14 protein-coding genes are annotated in these 17,924 nt (G+C 32.6%); 9 read left to right on the top strand and 5 right to left on the bottom strand.

The annotated features are described in order from the left end of the window. Positions 1–55: 55 nt before the first annotated feature. Entirely contained in the window at positions 56–526 is a 471-nt protein-coding gene (gene menI, locus KA909_RS06335) for a 1,4-dihydroxy-2-naphthoyl-CoA hydrolase MenI (RefSeq protein WP_053029405.1), read from the top strand. Positions 527–589: 63 nt separating this feature from the next. On the opposite strand, the gene KA909_RS06330 is transcribed toward menI, so the two are convergent. Together KA909_RS06330 and plsY are read right to left on the bottom strand one after the other, a co-directional pair. Further along, positions 590–889, bottom strand: a complete 300-nt coding sequence (locus tag KA909_RS06330) for a HesB/YadR/YfhF family protein (protein ID WP_053030979.1) — start codon at positions 887–889, stop codon at positions 590–592. A 369-nt stretch (positions 890–1,258) separates the two neighbouring features. Continuing rightward, complete coding sequence (gene plsY, locus KA909_RS06325) at positions 1,259–1,867, bottom strand: glycerol-3-phosphate 1-O-acyltransferase PlsY (protein WP_193839375.1); 609 nt, start codon at positions 1,865–1,867, stop codon at positions 1,259–1,261. A 201-nt stretch (positions 1,868–2,068) separates the two neighbouring features. On the opposite strand from plsY, the gene parE reads away from it, so the two are divergent. From parE to mprF, 6 genes are all read left to right on the top strand, one after another. After that, positions 2,069–4,069: a DNA topoisomerase IV subunit B gene (gene parE / locus KA909_RS06320; RefSeq protein WP_075108738.1), complete on the top strand. Its 2,001-nt coding sequence runs from the start codon at positions 2,069–2,071 to the stop codon at positions 4,067–4,069. Then, positions 4,066–6,465, top strand: coding sequence for a DNA topoisomerase IV subunit A (gene parC / locus KA909_RS06315; RefSeq protein WP_210126289.1), 2,400 nt, complete (start codon positions 4,066–4,068; stop codon positions 6,463–6,465). The genes parE and parC overlap by 4 nt, the downstream gene beginning before the upstream one ends. 214 nt (positions 6,466–6,679) lie before the next feature. Further along, positions 6,680–8,137 carry a glutamine transporter AlsT gene (gene alsT / locus KA909_RS06310; RefSeq protein WP_075108736.1) on the top strand — a complete coding sequence of 486 codons (1,458 nt, stop codon included), beginning with the start codon at positions 6,680–6,682 and terminating at the stop codon, positions 8,135–8,137. A 162-nt stretch (positions 8,138–8,299) separates the two neighbouring features. Continuing rightward, positions 8,300–9,148, top strand: coding sequence for a glucose PTS transporter transcription antiterminator GlcT (gene glcT, locus KA909_RS06305; protein WP_053030969.1), 849 nt, complete (start codon positions 8,300–8,302; stop codon positions 9,146–9,148). An 82-nt stretch (positions 9,149–9,230) separates the two neighbouring features. Next, positions 9,231–10,460: an AI-2E family transporter gene (locus KA909_RS06300; protein ID WP_075108735.1), complete on the top strand. Its 1,230-nt coding sequence runs from the start codon at positions 9,231–9,233 to the stop codon at positions 10,458–10,460. Positions 10,461–10,732: 272 nt separating this feature from the next. Next, positions 10,733–13,255 carry a bifunctional lysylphosphatidylglycerol flippase/synthetase MprF gene (mprF, locus tag KA909_RS06295; protein ID WP_075108734.1) on the top strand — a complete coding sequence of 841 codons (2,523 nt, stop codon included), beginning with the start codon at positions 10,733–10,735 and terminating at the stop codon, positions 13,253–13,255. A gap of 80 nt (positions 13,256–13,335) precedes the next feature. Here the strand turns inward: mprF and msrA are convergent, their stop codons facing one another. Then, positions 13,336–13,842 (bottom strand): peptide-methionine (S)-S-oxide reductase MsrA, encoded by a 507-nt coding sequence (msrA, locus tag KA909_RS06290; protein WP_053030965.1) that lies wholly within the window; start codon positions 13,840–13,842, stop codon positions 13,336–13,338. Positions 13,843–13,988: 146 nt separating this feature from the next. Here msrA and KA909_RS06285 point away from each other — a divergent pair, with 146 nt between their 5' ends. Further along, positions 13,989–15,020, top strand: coding sequence for an LCP family protein (locus tag KA909_RS06285; protein ID WP_245339354.1), 1,032 nt, complete (start codon positions 13,989–13,991; stop codon positions 15,018–15,020). On the opposite strand, the gene KA909_RS06280 is transcribed toward KA909_RS06285, so the two are convergent. Then, positions 15,006–15,194, bottom strand: a complete 189-nt coding sequence (locus KA909_RS06280) for a 2-hydroxymuconate tautomerase (RefSeq protein ID WP_053030962.1) — start codon at positions 15,192–15,194, stop codon at positions 15,006–15,008. The two genes, KA909_RS06285 and KA909_RS06280, sit on opposite strands and share 15 nt — an antisense overlap. A gap of 152 nt (positions 15,195–15,346) precedes the next feature. Here KA909_RS06280 and KA909_RS06275 point away from each other — a divergent pair, with 152 nt between their 5' ends. Further along, positions 15,347–16,609 (top strand): Y-family DNA polymerase, encoded by a 1,263-nt coding sequence (locus tag KA909_RS06275; RefSeq protein WP_070855583.1) that lies wholly within the window; start codon positions 15,347–15,349, stop codon positions 16,607–16,609. 213 nt (positions 16,610–16,822) lie between these two features. Here the strand turns inward: KA909_RS06275 and KA909_RS06270 are convergent, their stop codons facing one another. Continuing rightward, entirely contained in the window at positions 16,823–17,914 is a 1,092-nt protein-coding gene (locus KA909_RS06270; RefSeq protein ID WP_210130052.1) for a prephenate dehydrogenase, read from the bottom strand. Between the last annotated feature and the right edge of the window lie 10 nt (positions 17,915–17,924).

Here is a 17,924-nt window from a genome sequence, read left to right as displayed (position 1 = left end):
TGGCTTTTTTATGTTAATATGAATTGTGAATGATATAGGAAAGAGGTACGAATGAATGATATACAGTATGACTGAAATTGAAGCTAGATATCAAGAAACAGATAAAATGGGTGTGATTTACCATGGGAATTACGCTACATGGTTTGAAGTTGCACGAACAGATTATATTCGTAAGCTGGGCTTTAGTTATGCAGACATGGAGAGAGAGGGTATCATTTCTCCGGTTGTAGACCTTCAAATTAAATATAAAAAATCAATTTTTTATCCTGAAAAAGTAACAATCAAAACATGGGTTGAACAATATTCAAGGCTTAAATCAGTTTATTGTTATGAAGTTTATAATGAAAATGGGGAACTTGCGACAACGGGATCTACACAATTAATATGTATGAAATCAAGTAATTTTCGTCCAATAAGGTTAGATCGCTATTTTCCAGAATGGCATAAAACATATAGTCACGTTGATAAATTGAATCAAGAAGAAAAAGATTTTGAAGTAACACAACCAAGCGATCTTGAAATTTAAATAAAATAAAAGACCATTGGGACAACATTATCTCTATCATGTTGTCCCAATGGTCTTTATGATTTAATTTACTTTAGAATAGGCAATTTCGTCGTCATGGTCTACTTTTTCAACGAGAACATCACTATCTTCGAAATACCATAAATCATCTTCTGAAACGACCAATACTAAGTCATTATAATTCTCTTCATAACCTATTTCTACATCTTGTCTAGGTTCAACGCGAAAGGCAGGACTGAAACCTTGTTTAAGTTGAAATTCACCACCATATCGTACGTAAAACTGTAAAACCTTGTCATTCTCAGGCAAATCTAATTCATCTTTAAACCATTCTACAGCTTGATCTGTTAGTTTAATTTTCATTACATAATCCTCCTACCTTATATATCTATTACTAAATTTTTATCTTTATTGGAACTCTAAGCATTATAACATAATACCTTTTTGAGATAATCTTTAATGATTTTATGAGCATAATAAAAAGGAGTAGGACAGAATGCTTTTAAATTCACTGTCCGACTCCCAGCTTGCTTAGCTTGTAGAATTTCTTGATGAAATTCTCTTTGCTGGGGCCCCGACTCCCAGCTTGCTTAGTTTGGGCTCCGCCCGCAAAGATGACTAGTTTTGTGAATAGCTTGGTTCAAGCGTCTTCTCAATACAGTCAGCTACTGTGATTTGCAAAGTAGCATTATTATATTATAGATTTCGGGATCGATATTTTCTGATTAATAATTACATCCATTTTATTTTAGGTTCTTCGCCTTTAAAGATTCTTATTATATTAGTACGGTGCCTTATGATTAAAATAATCGAAACAAGTAGGCTCATACCGAATAATATGTAATCTTGTATGATGAGTGAGCCAATTACACAACATATTGCAGCAATAATACTTGAGAGTGAAACATATTTAAATATATATAACACGCCAAAGAATATAATTGCTAATACGAGCAGTAAAATAGGGTTTACACCTAAGACAACACCTGCACTTGTAGCAACTGCTTTACCGCCTTTAAATTTAAGGTATATCGGATAAACGTGTCCTAGTATTGCGAATAAACCTACGATTAACCCATGTGTGAAGAACGTGCTAAGCGGTCCATCTGCATGCACTGGAAACCAAATGGGAAAGAAAACGGTTATAAACCCTTTAAATATATCTAAAAAGGTTACAACAAATCCTGCTGGTTTACCAAGAACTCGGAAGCTATTAGTTGCGCCAGTATTGCCACTTCCAAATTGTCTAATATCTTTTTTGAAAAAGAGCTTTCCTATAACATATCCATTAGGAATAGCACCGATGAGATAGCTTAATATGAGCATGACTACTATCATCATATAACTTTACACATCCTTTAATAACGTAGCTATATTTTACCATAATCTCATAGCTAGCAACGACCAATTTTGAAATTTTGTTTTTTTACTAACTTAAAATAGATTAGTTTTTAACTCACACTTGCAATTTAGACCGATTTATATAAGAATAACTATTGTATAGTTTTTAAAACGAACGTACGTTTGTAGGAGGCGAACGCATTGGCAACAAAAAATTTAAATCATTATTCAGATGATTCTATTCAAGTATTAGAGGGATTGGAAGCTGTAAGAAAGCGTCCAGGTATGTATATAGGATCTACTGATAAACGAGGTCTACATCATTTAGTATATGAAGTTGTAGATAACTCTGTGGATGAAGTGTTAAACGGATATGGTAATGAAATAAATGTAACAATTAATCAGGATAATAGTATTTCTATTGAAGATAATGGTCGTGGCATGCCTTCAGGGATGCATGCATCAGGTAAACCTACTGTAGAAGTTATTTTTACCGTCTTACATGCCGGTGGTAAATTTGGTCAGGGTGGATATAAAACATCTGGTGGATTACATGGTGTTGGTGCTTCAGTCGTTAATGCATTGAGCGAATGGTTAGAAGTTGAAATACATAGAGATGGGAATATCTACAAGCAAAGTTTTAAAAATGGTGGGGTGCCTGCCTCTGGTTTAGTTAAATCAGGTAAAACGAAGAGAACAGGAACTAAAGTTACATTTAAACCAGATCCTGAAATATTTAAAGCAACAACTTCATTCAATTTTGAAACATTGAGTGAAAGATTACAAGAATCAGCCTTCCTATTAAAGAATCTTAAAATAACATTGAAAGATTTACGTAGTGGTAAAGAACGTGAAGATGTTTACCATTATGAAGAGGGGATTAAAGAATTTGTAAGTTACGTCAATGAAGGCAAAGAAGTTCTTCATGATGTAACAATGTTCACAGGTTCAGCTAATGGCATAGAAGTGGATGTTGCTTTCCAATATAACGATCAATACTCAGAGAGTATATTAAGTTTCGTTAATAACGTGCGTACAAAAGACGGAGGAACACATGAAGTAGGATTTAAAACTGCTATGACACGTGTCTTTAATGATTACGCTAGACGAATTAATGAATTAAAAGAAAAAGACAAAAATTTAGATGGTAATGATATACGCGAAGGTTTAACTGCGATTATATCAGTACGTATTCCAGAAGAGTTGCTACAGTTTGAAGGACAAACGAAGTCTAAATTAGGTACTTCAGAAGCGCGTAGTGCAGTTGATTCAGTAGTCTCTGATAAATTACCATTTTATTTAGAAGAAAAAGGACAACTTTCTAAATCACTTGTGAAAAAGGCAATTAAAGCACAACAAGCTAGAGAAGCAGCACGTAAGGCCCGTGAAGACGCACGTTCAGGTAAGAAGAATAAACGTAAAGATACGTTGCTCTCAGGAAAGTTAACACCTGCTCAAAGTAAGAATACTGAAAAAAATGAATTGTATCTAGTCGAAGGGGACTCTGCAGGTGGTTCAGCTAAGCTTGGTAGAGATAGAAAATTCCAAGCGATTTTACCTTTGCGAGGTAAAGTTATTAATACTGAAAAAGCAAGACTTGAGGATATATTTAAGAACGAAGAGATTAACACGATTATCCATACAATTGGCGCTGGAGTAGGAAATGACTTCAAAATTGAAGATAGCAATTATAATCGTATTATTATCATGACTGATGCTGATACAGATGGTGCGCACATTCAAGTATTATTATTAACTTTCTTCTTCAAGTATATGAAACCACTAGTACAAGCTGGTAGAGTGTTTATTGCATTGCCTCCACTTTATAAACTTGAAAAAGGAAAAGGTAAATCTAAACAAGTTGAATATGCTTGGACAGACGATGAACTTGATAAACTTCAGAAAAAATTAGGAAAAGGATTTATGTTACAACGTTATAAAGGTCTTGGTGAAATGAACCCTGAACAGTTATGGGAAACGACAATGAATCCTGAAACTCGAACGCTTATTCGTGTTCAAATTGAAGATGAAATGCGCTCTTCTAAACGTGTTACAACATTGATGGGTGATAAAGTTGCACCACGTCGTGAATGGATTGAAAGTCACGTTGAATTTGGCATGCAAGAAGATCAAAGTATATTAGATAACACTGAAGTACAAGTAATTGAAACTGAAGAATATACTGAGGAGGAAACAAATTGAGTGAGATAATTCAAGATTTATCACTTGAAGATGTGATAGGCGATCGTTTTGGAAGATATAGTAAATATATTATTCAAGAACGTGCTTTACCGGATGTTCGTGATGGCTTAAAGCCAGTGCAACGAAGAATTCTTTTCGCAATGCATAGTAGTGGAAATACCTATGATAAGAATTTCCGTAAAAGTGCTAAGACAGTCGGTGATGTTATCGGTCAATACCATCCACATGGTGACTTATCAGTATATGATGCAATGGTCCGTTTAAGTCAAGATTGGAAATTGCGACATGTCTTAATTGAAATGCATGGTAATAACGGTAGTATTGATAATGATCCACCAGCAGCAATGCGTTATACCGAAGCAAAGTTAAGTCAATTATCTGAGGAACTTGTACGTGATATTAATAAAGAAACAGTAGCTTTTGTTCCTAACTATGACGATACAACACTTGAGCCAATGGTATTGCCGGCAAGATTCCCCAATTTACTAGTAAATGGTTCAACAGGTATTTCTTCTGGCTATGCGACCGATATTCCACCGCACAATTTAGCTGAGGTTATTCAAGCAACATTGAAATACATCGATAATCCTAATATTACTGTTAGTCAATTAATGAAATATATTAAAGGACCAGATTTTCCAACTGGTGGTATTATTCAAGGTATCGATGGTATTAAGAAAGCTTATGAAACCGGAAAAGGTAAAATTGTCGTACGTTCTAAAGTCGACGCAGAAACACTTCGAAATGGTCGCCAACAACTTATCGTGACAGAAATTCCATACGAGGTGAATAAAAGTTCACTTGTAAAACGTATTGATGAATTAAGAGCCGATAAGAAAGTAGACGGTATCATTGAAGTACGAGATGAGACGGATCGTACTGGTTTAAGAATTGCTATTGAATTGAAAAAAGATGTAAATGCAGAGGCTATAAAGAACTATTTATTCAAAAATTCTGATTTACAAATTGCATATAACTTTAACATGGTTGCAATTAGTGACGGACGTCCTAAATTAATGGGTATTCGTCAAATTATAGATAGTTATTTAAATCATCAAATTGAAGTGGTAGCGAACCGTACTAAATATGATTTAGATCATGCTGAAAAACGCATGCATATTGTAGAAGGTTTAATGAAAGCATTATCAATTTTGGATGAAGTCATTGCTTTAATTCGTAACTCTAAGAATAAAAAAGATGCAAAAGACAATTTAGTATCTGAATTCGAATTTACAGAAGCGCAAGCAGAAGCTATCGTTATGTTGCAACTATACCGTTTAACGAATACGGATATCGTTGCATTAGAAAATGAGCATAATGAGTTAGCAAATATGATTAAAGAATACCGTCATATACTGGATAATCATGATGCGCTATTACAAGTAATTAAGAATGAATTGACTGACATTCGAAAACGATTTAAATCTGAACGTTTGTCATCAATTGAAGCGGAAATTGCAGAAATTAAAATTGATAAAGAAGTGATGGTGCCAAGTGAAGATGTTGTTTTAAGTATCACACGTCAGGGTTATATTAAACGCACATCTACACGTAGTTTTAATGCCAGTGGTGTTGCAGAAATTGGACTTAAAGATGGAGATAGTTTACTTAAATATCAAACAGTCAATACGCAAGATACGGTACTAGTATTTACAAATAAAGGCAGATATTTATTCATTCCAGTTCATAAACTCGCAGATATTCGATGGAAAGAACTTGGGCAACACGTTTCTCAAATTGTCCCTCTAGACGATAATGAAACTGTGGTCGATGTATACAATGAGCAAAACTTCAAAGATGATGCATTTTATGTATTAGCAACGCGAAATGGTATGATTAAGAAAAGTAACGTTAGTTTATTTAAGACAACGCGCTACAATAAACCGTTAGTTGCCATGAAAGTTAAAGCGCAGGATGAATTAATTAGTGTAATGCGCCTAAATAAAAATCAATTGATTACTGTATTAACTCATAAAGGTATGTCATTAACGTATTCAACTGAAGAATTATCTGATACGGGATTGAGAGCAGCTGGTGTTAAATCTATTAATTTAAAAGATGAAGATGTTGTAGTTATGACAGATGCCGTAAATCAAGATAGTTCAATTATAATGGCTACTCAAAGAGGCGCTGTAAAACGTATCAGCTATAAAATTCTACAACAAGCTAAGCGAGCACAAAGAGGAATTACATTACTTAAAGAATTAAAGAAAAATCCACACCGTATTGTTGCTGGTCATGTTGTTAAAGATGAGCATATGTATACATTATATTCTGAAAGTCATACGGAAGAAGGACAAATAACTGATATTCATTTATCTGAACAATATACAAATGGTTCATTTATCGTTGATGTTAAGGAGTTTGGAGACGTTCTAGATATGACAATCGACTAATTGCTCAAAAAATTTTATTTTCAATTTAAAAAGAAAATGATAAAATTGAACTTGTTATTTTAACCAATTTTAATCTTTCAAGAGATTTATATTGATGTTGTATAACCTCAAACGTAATATACATTAGTATTATTTAATTGAGTTTATTCAATGCAGTATAAATCTCTTGTAATATATCTTAGGATATTAATCAATTATAGATGAGAGGGATTTAATGAGTGATTTTGATAATTTAATACCTGGGTGGTTTAAAACAATCGTTCAGGTAGGTAATGATTTAATTTGGTCGCAATATTTAATTGGATTACTATTAACTGTAGGCTTCTTCTTTACAATTAGTTCTAAATTTGTGCAATTACGTATGTTGCCAGAAATGTTTAGAGCTTTAGTAGAGAAACCTGAAACGTTGAATAGTGGTGAAAAAGGTATATCACCATTCCAAGCATTTGCAATCAGTGCTGGTTCTCGAGTAGGTACTGGTAATATTGCCGGCGTAGCTACGGCAATTGTGCTTGGTGGACCTGGTGCAGTATTTTGGATGTGGGTAATTGCTTTCATTGGAGCGGCAAGTGCGTTTATGGAAGCTACTTTAGCTCAAATTTATAAGGTTCACGATAAAGAAGGCGGATTCCGTGGGGGTCCAGCATACTACATAACTAAAGGTTTAAATCAAAAATGGTTAGGTATTTTATTCTCAATATTAATTACTGTAACATTTGCGTTTGTATTTAATACTGTTCAATCTAATACAATTGCAGAGTCATTAAATACTCAATACAACATAAGTCCAGTTATAACAGGTATTGTATTGGCAGTTATTACAGCAATCATCATCTTTGGCGGTGTGCGTAGTATTGCAACATTATCGTCATTAATTGTGCCTATTATGGCGATCATTTATATTGGAATGGTTTTAGTTATTTTATTATTAAATATTGACCAAATTGTTCCAATGATAGGTACGATCATTAAGAGTGCGTTTGGTTTCGAACAAGTTACCGGAGGCGCTGTTGGTGCGGCCATCCTTCAAGGTATTAAACGTGGTTTATTCTCTAACGAAGCTGGTATGGGTTCGGCACCTAATGCTGCTGCTACAGCGGCTGTACCACACCCAGTGAAACAAGGTTTAATTCAATCACTTGGTGTATTTTTCGATACTATGTTAGTTTGTACAGCTACAGCGATTATGATTTTATTATATTCAGGATTAAAATTTGGTGAAAGTGCGCCTCAAGGTGTTCAAGTTACTCAATCAGCATTAAATGAACATTTAGGTTCAGCTGGGGGTATCTTCTTAACAGTTGCGATTACGTTATTCGCATTTTCTTCTGTAGTCGGTAACTATTACTACGGCCAATCAAATATTGAATTTTTATCTAAAAATAAAGCAATTATGTTTATTTTCAGATGTTTAGTTGTTTTATTAGTATTTGTTGGTTCAGTTGTGAAAACTGAAACTGTATGGAGTACTGCCGATTTATTTATGGGATTAATGGCGATTGTTAACTTGATTTCTATTATCGGTCTTTCAAATATAGCAATAGCTGTCATGAAAGATTATCAAAAACAACGTAAAGCTGGTATGAAACCTGTGTTCAAACCAGAGAATCTCGAAATCAACTTGTTTGGCATTGAAACTTGGGGTAGAGAAAATCAACTACCTAAAAAGTAATCGATTGAATAACTATTTAATATAATATTATTAACATACTCCTTTCAATGTATTGAATTTAGGTTTCATAACGTTGGAAGGAGTTTTTACATTAAGTTTGAAATCTTTTCATTTTTAATAAATCGTTTTATAATTCATATATTAAAAAGAAAGGTGATTATGATGAGTGAGTATACTATTTCTAAAGCTTTAAATAACAACGTCATCATATGCACTTATAATAATCAAGAGGTTATTCTCATTGGAAAAGGTATTGGCTTTAATAAAAAGGCGGGAATGACCTTAGATGAAAGTGCTTCAATAGAAAAAGTTTATAAGCTAGAACAAAAGCAACAGCAAGAATATTATAAATCTTTAGTTGAAATTGCAGATGAAGATGTTCTACAAGCGGTAATTGAAGCAGTCAATTTTATAACGAGTACAACGCATACTACTGACGATAAAAATCTTGTTGTTGCTTTGACTGATCACATTATATTTGCATACAAAAGATTAAAGCAAAATCAAATTATTAGTAATCCATTTGCTATTGAAACCAAACATTTATATAGTGGCGCTTATGCAATTGCAAGCCAAGTTATTGATAAACTGAATCAACGACTAGATGTTAATTTTCCACCTGATGAAATTGGATTTATCGCATTACATATCGCATCTAACACTGAGGATTTAACAATACATGAAATGTCTTTAATTAATAAGTTAATTAGTAAGAGCATACTGATTATTGAAAATGATTTGAACCATGAAATTGATAATCATACAGTTCAATATCAACGATTTATTAGGCATATCCAATTTTTAATTCGACGTCTTAATAAAAAAGAATATATTTATGCTCAAGATGTCTTTATTGATATGGTTAAAAACCATTATCCTAATGCATACAATACTGCTTTTAAAATCTCAAGAATGATACAAAAACATTTAAATATTCCTATTGATGATTCTGAAATTGTTTATCTTGCACTACATATTTATCATTTTGAAACACAAATAAGTTCATCTTAAAGCGAAACAACATTTAATTGTTTTTGTGTTATGATGTTAGATAGCTTTAGTTCTATAAGTTAGTTAAGGTATGGTGAGGAACATGACAACTGAAAATAAACAAGTTGAAGATAACAGCGCAAAAAAATTCAGTTTTACAGAAACGCGTTTTATGAAGTTTTTAGGCGGTAAAGATTTATTATTTGCTTTACTTTCATTAGTGCTCATAGGCATTGTAATATTTATATTTGATAAAGTTTCATATGTTTTTGAACCATTTATCATTATATTTAATACTATTGTGGCACCAATTATTTTATCGCTCATTTTGTTTTATCTTATTAATCCAATTATCAATTTGATGGAAAAATATAATATCCCAAGATTGCTGGGCATTATTATTGTGTTTTTAGCAATTGTTGGTGGCGCAACATTAATTATTAATTTATTAATTCCATTAATCAGTGATCAAATCACACGCTTAGCGAACAATTTCCCTAAGTATGTAGATAAATTTAATAATGCAATAGATCAAGTTACGCATTTTTCTTTCTTATCTTCATTTTATACTCAAATACAAGATTGGTTAGACTCAGTCTCTAACAAGATTCCTTCGATGGTTTCGAGTTATTTTGATGGATTTGGAACTAAAATAAGAAGTTTTGCAGAAGCGATAGTAAATGTAGGTGTAGTGCTTGTCACAACACCATTTGTATTGTTCTTTATGTTAAAGGATGGTCATAAGTTTAAAGAGTATTCAACTAAGATTATGCCACCAAAATTTAGAAAAGATTACCATGATTTAATGGAGAAAATGAGTGTACAAGTGGGTTCTTATATTCAAGGCCAAATTATTGTTTCATTTTGTATCGGTATCTTACTCTTTATTGGTTATTCTATCATTGGGCTTGATTATGGATTGGTGCTTGCATGTATCGCAGCTGTTACAAGCGTTGTTCCTTATTTAGGTCCAACTATTGCGATTTCACCAGCTATTATCATAGCCATTATTACATCTCCACTTATGTTATTGAAATTAATTGTAGTATGGACGCTTGTTCAATTTATCGAAGGACATTTTATTTCACCAAATGTCATGGGTAAAACATTGAAAATTCATCCTTTAACAATTATTTTCATTTTATTAAGTGCTGGTAATTTATTAGGAATCGTTGGTGTTATTTTAGGTATACCAGGATATGCGATACTTAAAGTATTAGTCTCTCACATGTTCTTATTATTTAAACGTCGTTATAATAAGTATTACGGTAATGATTCAGGAGAATATGAAATAAAAAAAGAAGAGACAAAAGAATATACTCGAGCCGATTAGTACGGCTTGTTGATGCAAAGTGTAGTCGAGTAAAAGATAAATAATGCTAGAGTGTTACTTTGTAGTAGTTGACTAGGGCTGAGAAAGAGGAATATCCACTTTTTCTCAGCCCTATTTTTTTAATAAAATGTACATATCAAATTTTGGAATTTGAATGTATAATCTCACGTACATTACAATACTGTTAGCATGTGTAATATATATTCATATGTTCATTCAAATGAAGGTATGATATATTTTAAACTAATCGAAGTTGAAGGTAGAGGTATGATATGACTGAAGAACTAAAAAATAGATTATTATCTATACTTAAATTTGTTTTTGCTGCAGTGTTGTTTATAGCAGTTGTTGCCACGCTATATCATGAACTTGCTCATATTAATTTCAAGCAAACGCTTGAAGCTTTTAGCAAAATTAATCGTTGGTACCTTGTAGGCTTATTTATCTGTGGTGGTGCTGCAATGATTTTGCTGAGCTTATACGATCTTATATTGGTTAAGGGATTGAAACTTGATATCCCACTGATAAGAGTGTTTAAAGTGAGCTATATTATTAATGCACTCAATGCTATTGTTGGTTTTGGTGGGTTTATCGGTGCTGGATTTAGAGCATTTGTGTATAAAAATTATACAACGGATCGAAAAAAATTAGTGCATGCCATTTCAATTATACTTATATCAATGTTGACAGGTTTGAGTCTTCTATCAATTCTTGTCGTATTACATATCTTTGATGCTTCGCACATATTAAATAAAGTAAGCTGGGTAAGATGGATATTATATATTGTTGCATTATTCTTACCTTTATTTATTGCTTATACCATGATTAATCCTATTGATCGTTATAACAAATATTTAGGTGTTTATTGCACATTAGTATCTAGTGTTGAGTGGCTTGCTGCTGCATCAGTACTTTATTTATCGACAGTTATTGTTGATATCAATGTCGCATTTACGACTGTAATTGGAATTTTTATCATTGCTGCGCTTTCTGGATTAGTCAGTTTTATTCCCGGAGGTTTTGGTGCTTTCGATTTAGTTGTATTACTAGGATTAAAGTCGTTAGGCGTTCCTGAAGAAAAAGTTTTATTAGCGTTATTATTGTATCGTTTCGCTTATTACTTTGTACCAGTCATTATTGCACTTGTATTATCTACTTTTGAATTTGGTTCTTCTGCTAGAAAGTACTTTGAAGAATCTAAATATTTTGTTCCTGCAAAAGATGTAACATCATTTTTATTTTCTTATCAAAAAGATATTATTGCTAAAATACCATCTTTTGCTTTAGCCACTTTAGTATTAATCACAAGTTTTGTATTCTTTATTAATAACATTACGATTGTTTATGATGGCTTATATGATGATCATCATTTTGCATATTATATTATGTCATCTATTCATACTAGTGCTTGTTTATTATTACTTCTTAATGTTAGAGGGGTATACAAGCAAAGTCGTCGTGCTATTTTATTTGTAATGATTTCGCTTATTTTAATTTTCGCCGCGACAATATACACTTATGCATCTTTAATTTTATTATCATGGATTATTCTAATATTTGTATTACTTGTTCTTGCATATCGCCGATCTAAAGTTGTGAAGCGACCATTTAGATTAAAGCGGTTCATTGTAGCCATTATTTTGAGCGTCTTTGTATTATACGTTAATCACATTATTATTTCCGAAACATTATATGCGCTGGACATTTATCATATTGAAATGGATACATCATTATTAAAATATTATTTCTGGTTAACAATTCTTGTCGTTGTAATGTTAGTGGGTATAGTTGCATGGCTCCTTGAGTCAAAATACAATAGACCACACCAATTTGAAGATTTGTCACAATGTAAAGCAATCATCGAAACATATGGTGGTAATTATTTAAGTCATCTGATCTACAGTGGGGATAAAGATATCTTTATGCATGAAAATGAACAAGCATTTTTAATGTATCGTTATAAAGGTAATGCACTTGTTGTGTTAGGCGATCCAATTGGTGACCCAAATGCTTTCCAATCGTTACTGATTGATTTTTATAATTATGGTGAAAAGTTAGGTTATGACATCATTTTTTATCAAGTGTCAGATCGGTTTATGCCACTTTATCATAATTTTGGTAATCAATTCTTCAAATTGGGCGAAGAAGCCATCATAGATTTGACTCAATTTACGACATCAGGAAAGAAACGTCGTGGTTTTCGAGCGACACTTAATAAATTCGATGATTTAAATATTCAATTTGAAATTTTAGAACCACCTTTTTCAATGGATATTATTTCTGAATTGAAATATGTCAGTGATCAATGGTTAGATGGACGTAATGAAATGCATTTTTCAGTAGGACAATTTACTGAAGACTATTTACAACAAGCGCCTATTGGAATCATGAAGAATGAAGAGGGTAAAGTAATTGCGTTTTGTACTTTAATGCCTACTTATTATAATGAAGCTATTTCTGTTGATTTAATTCGTTGGTTACCTGACCTTGATTTACCTTTAATGGACGGTTTGTATTTGCATATGCTACTTTGGGGTAAAGACAAAGGCTATAAAGCATTTAATATGGGGATGGCAACATTATCGAATGTAGGTCAATTAAATTATTCATATCCACGTGAACGTGTAGCTGGTCGTGTTTTTGAACATTTCAATGGACTTTATCGCTTTCAAGGATTACGTAAATATAAAGAAAAATATAGCCCTAATTGGGAACCAAGATTTTTAGTTTATAGAAAAGACAGTTCATTATGGTACAGTATGCTAAAAGTAATGAGAGTTATTCGTCATAAATAAATCATTATTTAAAAATAAGGCATCCTACAAGTGAAATGATAACAATCATTTATGAAGGATGCCTTTGATTATTTATGTGTTTAATTTGCGCTATAGTTAGCACGGTCTTGTTGTTCTTGAGCATAACGCTCAGGGTTCTTTTTATAAAAATCTTGATGATATTCTTCCGCTTTGTAAAATGTTGAAGCGGGTAAGATTTTAGTTGCTATTGCTTTTTCAGAATGAATGGTTTGCTCGAGTTGGTGGATGTATTGTTCAGCGAGTTTTTTTTGGTCCTCATTTGTGTAGAAGATTGCCGTTCTATATTGAGAACCTCTGTCTTGAAACTGGCCACCATCATCAATAGGATCAATTACCGAAAAGAATACTTCCAATAATTTATTATAAGAAAACAGTGCAACATCATATTCGATTTTTACAGTTTCATAGTGTCCTGTGGTCCCACTTTTCACATCTTCATAAGTAGGGTTGTGAGTTGAACCACCCATGTAGCCAGATGTTACTGTTTCTATACCATCGAATTGATCGAAAGGTTTGGTCATACACCAGAAACACCCACCAGCAAAATATGCTGTATTAATATTCATTTATGCCATCCTTTCATTGGACCTTAGTACCATTTATTTAAAAATTACTTGATTTTTTAAAGTAACTTCTATAACTTAATTATATATAATTATAGTACATAGATATACAATTTTGAAGATTTTTACAAGACGTAAGGTAGGTAAATATGACAGAAGAGAAGGATAAGACAGTATACAGACGACAAGCAGAATCAGAGACACCTTCTAAACGACGAAATAAGAAAAAACTACGAAAATTACCTTTTATTATTTTGATTATAGTAATATTGCTTCTTGCAGCTATTATTTATATCGTCCATAGTTATCGTAGTGGTGTTAATTATGCTGAGAAACATGCCAAAGATATTAAAGTACATAAATTTAACGGACCTGTTAAAAATGATGGTAAGATTTCTGTACTTGTATTAGGCGCTGACAAAGCAAATGGTGGTAAGTCAAGAACTGACTCCATCATGGTAGTTCAATATGATTTTATTCATAAAAAGATGAAAATGATGTCAGTAATGCGAGATATTTATGCAGAAATACCTGGATATCAAAATTACAAAATTAATGCAGCATATTCACTTGGTGGTCCAGAACTGCTAAGAAAAACATTAAATAAGAATTTAGGTATCAATCCGGAATATTATGCAGTCATTGATTTTACAGGCTTTGAAAAAATGATCGATGAATTAGAGCCAAATGGTGTTCCTATGGACGTAGAAAAAGATATGTCTGAAAACATTGGCGTATCTCTTAAAAAAGGTCATCATCGTTTGAATGGTAAAGAATTACTTGGATATGCAAGATTTAGACATGATGAGGAAGGAGACTTTGGGCGAGTTAGACGTCAACAACAAGTTATGCAAACGTTGAAAAAAGAGTTAGTTACGCCTAGCTCTGTAGTTAAATTGCCTAAAGTAGCTGGTATTTTGAGAGGTTATATTAATACAAGTATGCCTAATTCAGCGATATTCCAAACAGGTATAAGTTTTGGTATTAGAGGAGATAAGAACGTAGAATCTCTTACAGTGCCGATTAATAATTCATACCAAAATATTAATACTAATAATGATGGCAGTGCATTAGACATTGATAAAGATAAAAACAAAAAGGCTATTCAAGAATTTTTTACTACGCAATTAAATACCATAATATTATTATGTAAACTTACCTGCATTTTATTCAGCGTCTGATTTTCTAACGCCTGCAACGCCATAATGATTTTTTTGCATTTCTTCAATGACAACATGAATAGCTTCTCTATTAGCTCCAGTTGTTTTTTCAACTGCATTTGTTACTTCAGTAACTAAATTTTTTAATTGTTCATCAGAACGTCCTTCTAATAATTTAACATTGATGATTGGCATTTTATTTCCTCCTTGAAATAGTAATTTCATCCATAGTATAGCATGTTTTAAGATACTACTCCAAAATAATTTTAAGAACACTCGTTCTTATTTTTATTGAAATAGAACAAGTGTTCGTATATAATAAGAATTGGATAAGGGAGGTATCTGGCATGTATGATTATAATTTGTTGGAGGATAGAGATATTCTGTGTATTGATCAAAAGAGTTTTTTTGCTAGTGTTTCATGCATCGACAAAGGGTTGGACCCACTAGAAACAAAATTGGCAGTAGTTGCAGACACTAAAAGACAAGGTTCAGTTGTTTTAGCAGCTACACCTAAACTAAAAGAAATTGGTATTAAAACAGGATCTAGGCTGTTTGAAATACCACATCGGAATGACATTTATATTATTAATCCTAGCATGAGAAAATATTTAGAAGTTTCAATTGAAATTTCTAAAATTGCACTTAAATATGTACCAGGAGAAGACTTGCATCAATATAGCATCGATGAATTTTTTTTAGATGTAACTAATAGTTATCATCGATTTAACTCTACTGTTCAGTCATTTGCAGAGCGATTACAAAAAGAGATAGAAGATAAAACAGGGATATATTGCACAATAGGTATAGGCTCAAATATGTTATTAAGTAAGGTTGCAATGGATATCGAAGCGAAGCATACAGCCAATGGTATTACAGAATGGAGATATTATGATGTCCCCCAAAAGTTGTGGAAAATTTCGCCACTAAGGGAATTTTGGGGCATCAATAAAAAAACAGAAGCAAAACTTAACAAGAAAGGGATTGTAACGGTAGGCGATTTAGCACAGTATCCGTATAAATATCTCAAAAGAGATTTTGGTGTAATAGGGGTGGATATGCATTTACACGCAAACGGTATTGATCAAAGTAAATTGAGAGAGAAATATAATGTTACTAATCCTTCTATATGCAAAAGTCAAATTTTGATGAGAGATTACCGATTTGAAGAGTCGAAAGTAGTTATGCAAGAACTAATTGAAGATGTTGCTAGTAGAATAAGAGCACGTAAGCAATTGGCAAGAACCATTCACTTTTCATTTGGCTATACGGAAGGCGGCGGCGTACATAAGCAATATACATTAACGGATGCGACAAACTTAGAGCGAGATATTTATAAGGTAGTAAATTATTATGCGAATCAATTATGTGATAAACACGCGCTGTATCGGACATTGAGTGTATCATTGACACAACTTATTAATGAAGAAGACCGTCAACTCAATTTGTTTATTGATGAATATGAAAGAAGACGAGATGAGAAATTAGCCAAAACTATTGATTATTTACAAAATAAATATGGAAAGGGCATTATATCTAAAGCGATATCTTATACTGATGCTGGAACAAAGCATGGACGATTAGGTTTAATGGCAGGGCATAAAATGTAAATAATGTCCTCCTAACAATGATGGTATCAAGATGAAAATTGGGCATGCCAATTTCAAACTTGCTTTGCTCGTGGTATATCTTTGTGAAGTTCTCTTTACTCAGGGCTCGATGCCTAATTGTGCAATGTTTGTATCATTTCTGCATTGGGATCCAATCATCGGTATCTTGAGCTACTAATATTTTAGGAGCGTCATCAAGTTAGGAGGATATACTTATAAAATATATGTTTCAAAATCATGCAATGCCTGAATACCACGTTCGCGATCTTCAGGAGTTTTAAAGCTAATTTGCAAAGCACCTAAAATATCTTCACGAACTTCGAGGATTTTTAAGTTACTTATAGAAATATTATGTAAACTTAAGATAGAAGTAACTTTGCTAATCATACCCGATTTATCTGGAATATCTACATAAAGATCATACGCAATACTTAGTGCACCTTGTTGCTTAACTGGGAGCTGGTCTCTGAATTTTTTGGCACTTGAGAAGAAATCATGAATCTCATCAGTGTGATTTGAGCGAATATGCGTGGAAATTGAATTTATCTGTTGTTGTAACATATCCAATAGGTGAAGTATGTTCTCTTGATTACTAAATGTAATATCACGCCACATATCTGCATTACTACTAGCAATACGTGTAACATCTCTAAAACCACCAGCAGCTAATTGAGTTATCAAAGCATGATGATTTGAGTTTGATTCGCTTAAATGAACTAAACTTGATGCAATAATATGAGGTATGTGACTGACGACACCAGTAACGTAATCATGTTCTTGAGCAGAGGTTGTTATAAATTTTGCAGATGTCGTTGATAATAATGATTGTAATTTTTGGGCTGTTTCAGCATTGCGTGCGTCGTTATAAACAAGGATGTAGTAAGCATTTTCAAATAAGTGTTTTTTAGCGTTAAGAACACCTGATTTATGACTTCCAGCCATTGGATGGCCACCAATAAGATGAATATCATTGCTTAACAGATATGCTTCGTAGCTTTGAATATTAGCTTTCGTACTGCCAGTATCAGTTACAATCAAATGAGGTTGTGTTTGATAATTAGGTAATTCTTTTAAATACACTTCAGTTTGTTGTACAGGCGTAGCATAAATGATAACGTCTGCTTTTTTAACACCTTCACTATAATCTTCAACTTTTTCGCCAATTATTCCAATCGACAAAGCTTTTTCTAGTTGATTTTTATCTGCATCAAAAGCAGATATTGTTAAGTTAGGCTGGTAATATTTTAAGTTGCTGGCTAAACTTCCACCAATCAAACCAAGACCTACAAATAAAATATGTTGCATATTGAATCAC

Origin of the sequence: Staphylococcus sp. GDX8P54P, from assembly GCF_017893165.1 — a bacterium.
Lineage (GTDB): Bacteria > Bacillota > Bacilli > Staphylococcales > Staphylococcaceae > Staphylococcus > Staphylococcus borealis.
This window is presented reverse-complemented; position numbering and strand designations above follow the sequence as displayed.

Excerpts from the sequence above, each read along its gene's own strand:
- menI (WP_053029405.1), top strand. The coding sequence starts at position 56 with ATGATATACAGTATGACTGAAATTGAAGCTAGATATCAAGAAACAGAT.
- KA909_RS06330 (WP_053030979.1), bottom strand. The coding sequence starts at position 889 with ATGAAAATTAAACTAACAGATCAAGCTGTAGAATGGTTTAAAGATGAA.
- plsY (WP_193839375.1), bottom strand. The coding sequence starts at position 1,867 with ATGATGATAGTAGTCATGCTCATATTAAGCTATCTCATCGGTGCTATT.
- alsT (WP_075108736.1), top strand. The coding sequence starts at position 6,680 with ATGAGTGATTTTGATAATTTAATACCTGGGTGGTTTAAAACAATCGTT.
- glcT (WP_053030969.1), top strand. The coding sequence starts at position 8,300 with ATGAGTGAGTATACTATTTCTAAAGCTTTAAATAACAACGTCATCATA.
- KA909_RS06300 (WP_075108735.1), top strand. The coding sequence starts at position 9,231 with ATGACAACTGAAAATAAACAAGTTGAAGATAACAGCGCAAAAAAATTC.
- mprF (WP_075108734.1), top strand. The coding sequence starts at position 10,733 with ATGACTGAAGAACTAAAAAATAGATTATTATCTATACTTAAATTTGTT.
- msrA (WP_053030965.1), bottom strand. The coding sequence starts at position 13,842 with ATGAATATTAATACAGCATATTTTGCTGGTGGGTGTTTCTGGTGTATG.
- KA909_RS06285 (WP_245339354.1), top strand. The coding sequence starts at position 13,989 with ATGACAGAAGAGAAGGATAAGACAGTATACAGACGACAAGCAGAATCA.
- KA909_RS06280 (WP_053030962.1), bottom strand. The coding sequence starts at position 15,194 with ATGCCAATCATCAATGTTAAATTATTAGAAGGACGTTCTGATGAACAA.
- KA909_RS06275 (WP_070855583.1), top strand. The coding sequence starts at position 15,347 with ATGTATGATTATAATTTGTTGGAGGATAGAGATATTCTGTGTATTGAT.
- KA909_RS06270 (WP_210130052.1), bottom strand. The coding sequence starts at position 17,914 with ATGCAACATATTTTATTTGTAGGTCTTGGTTTGATTGGTGGAAGTTTA.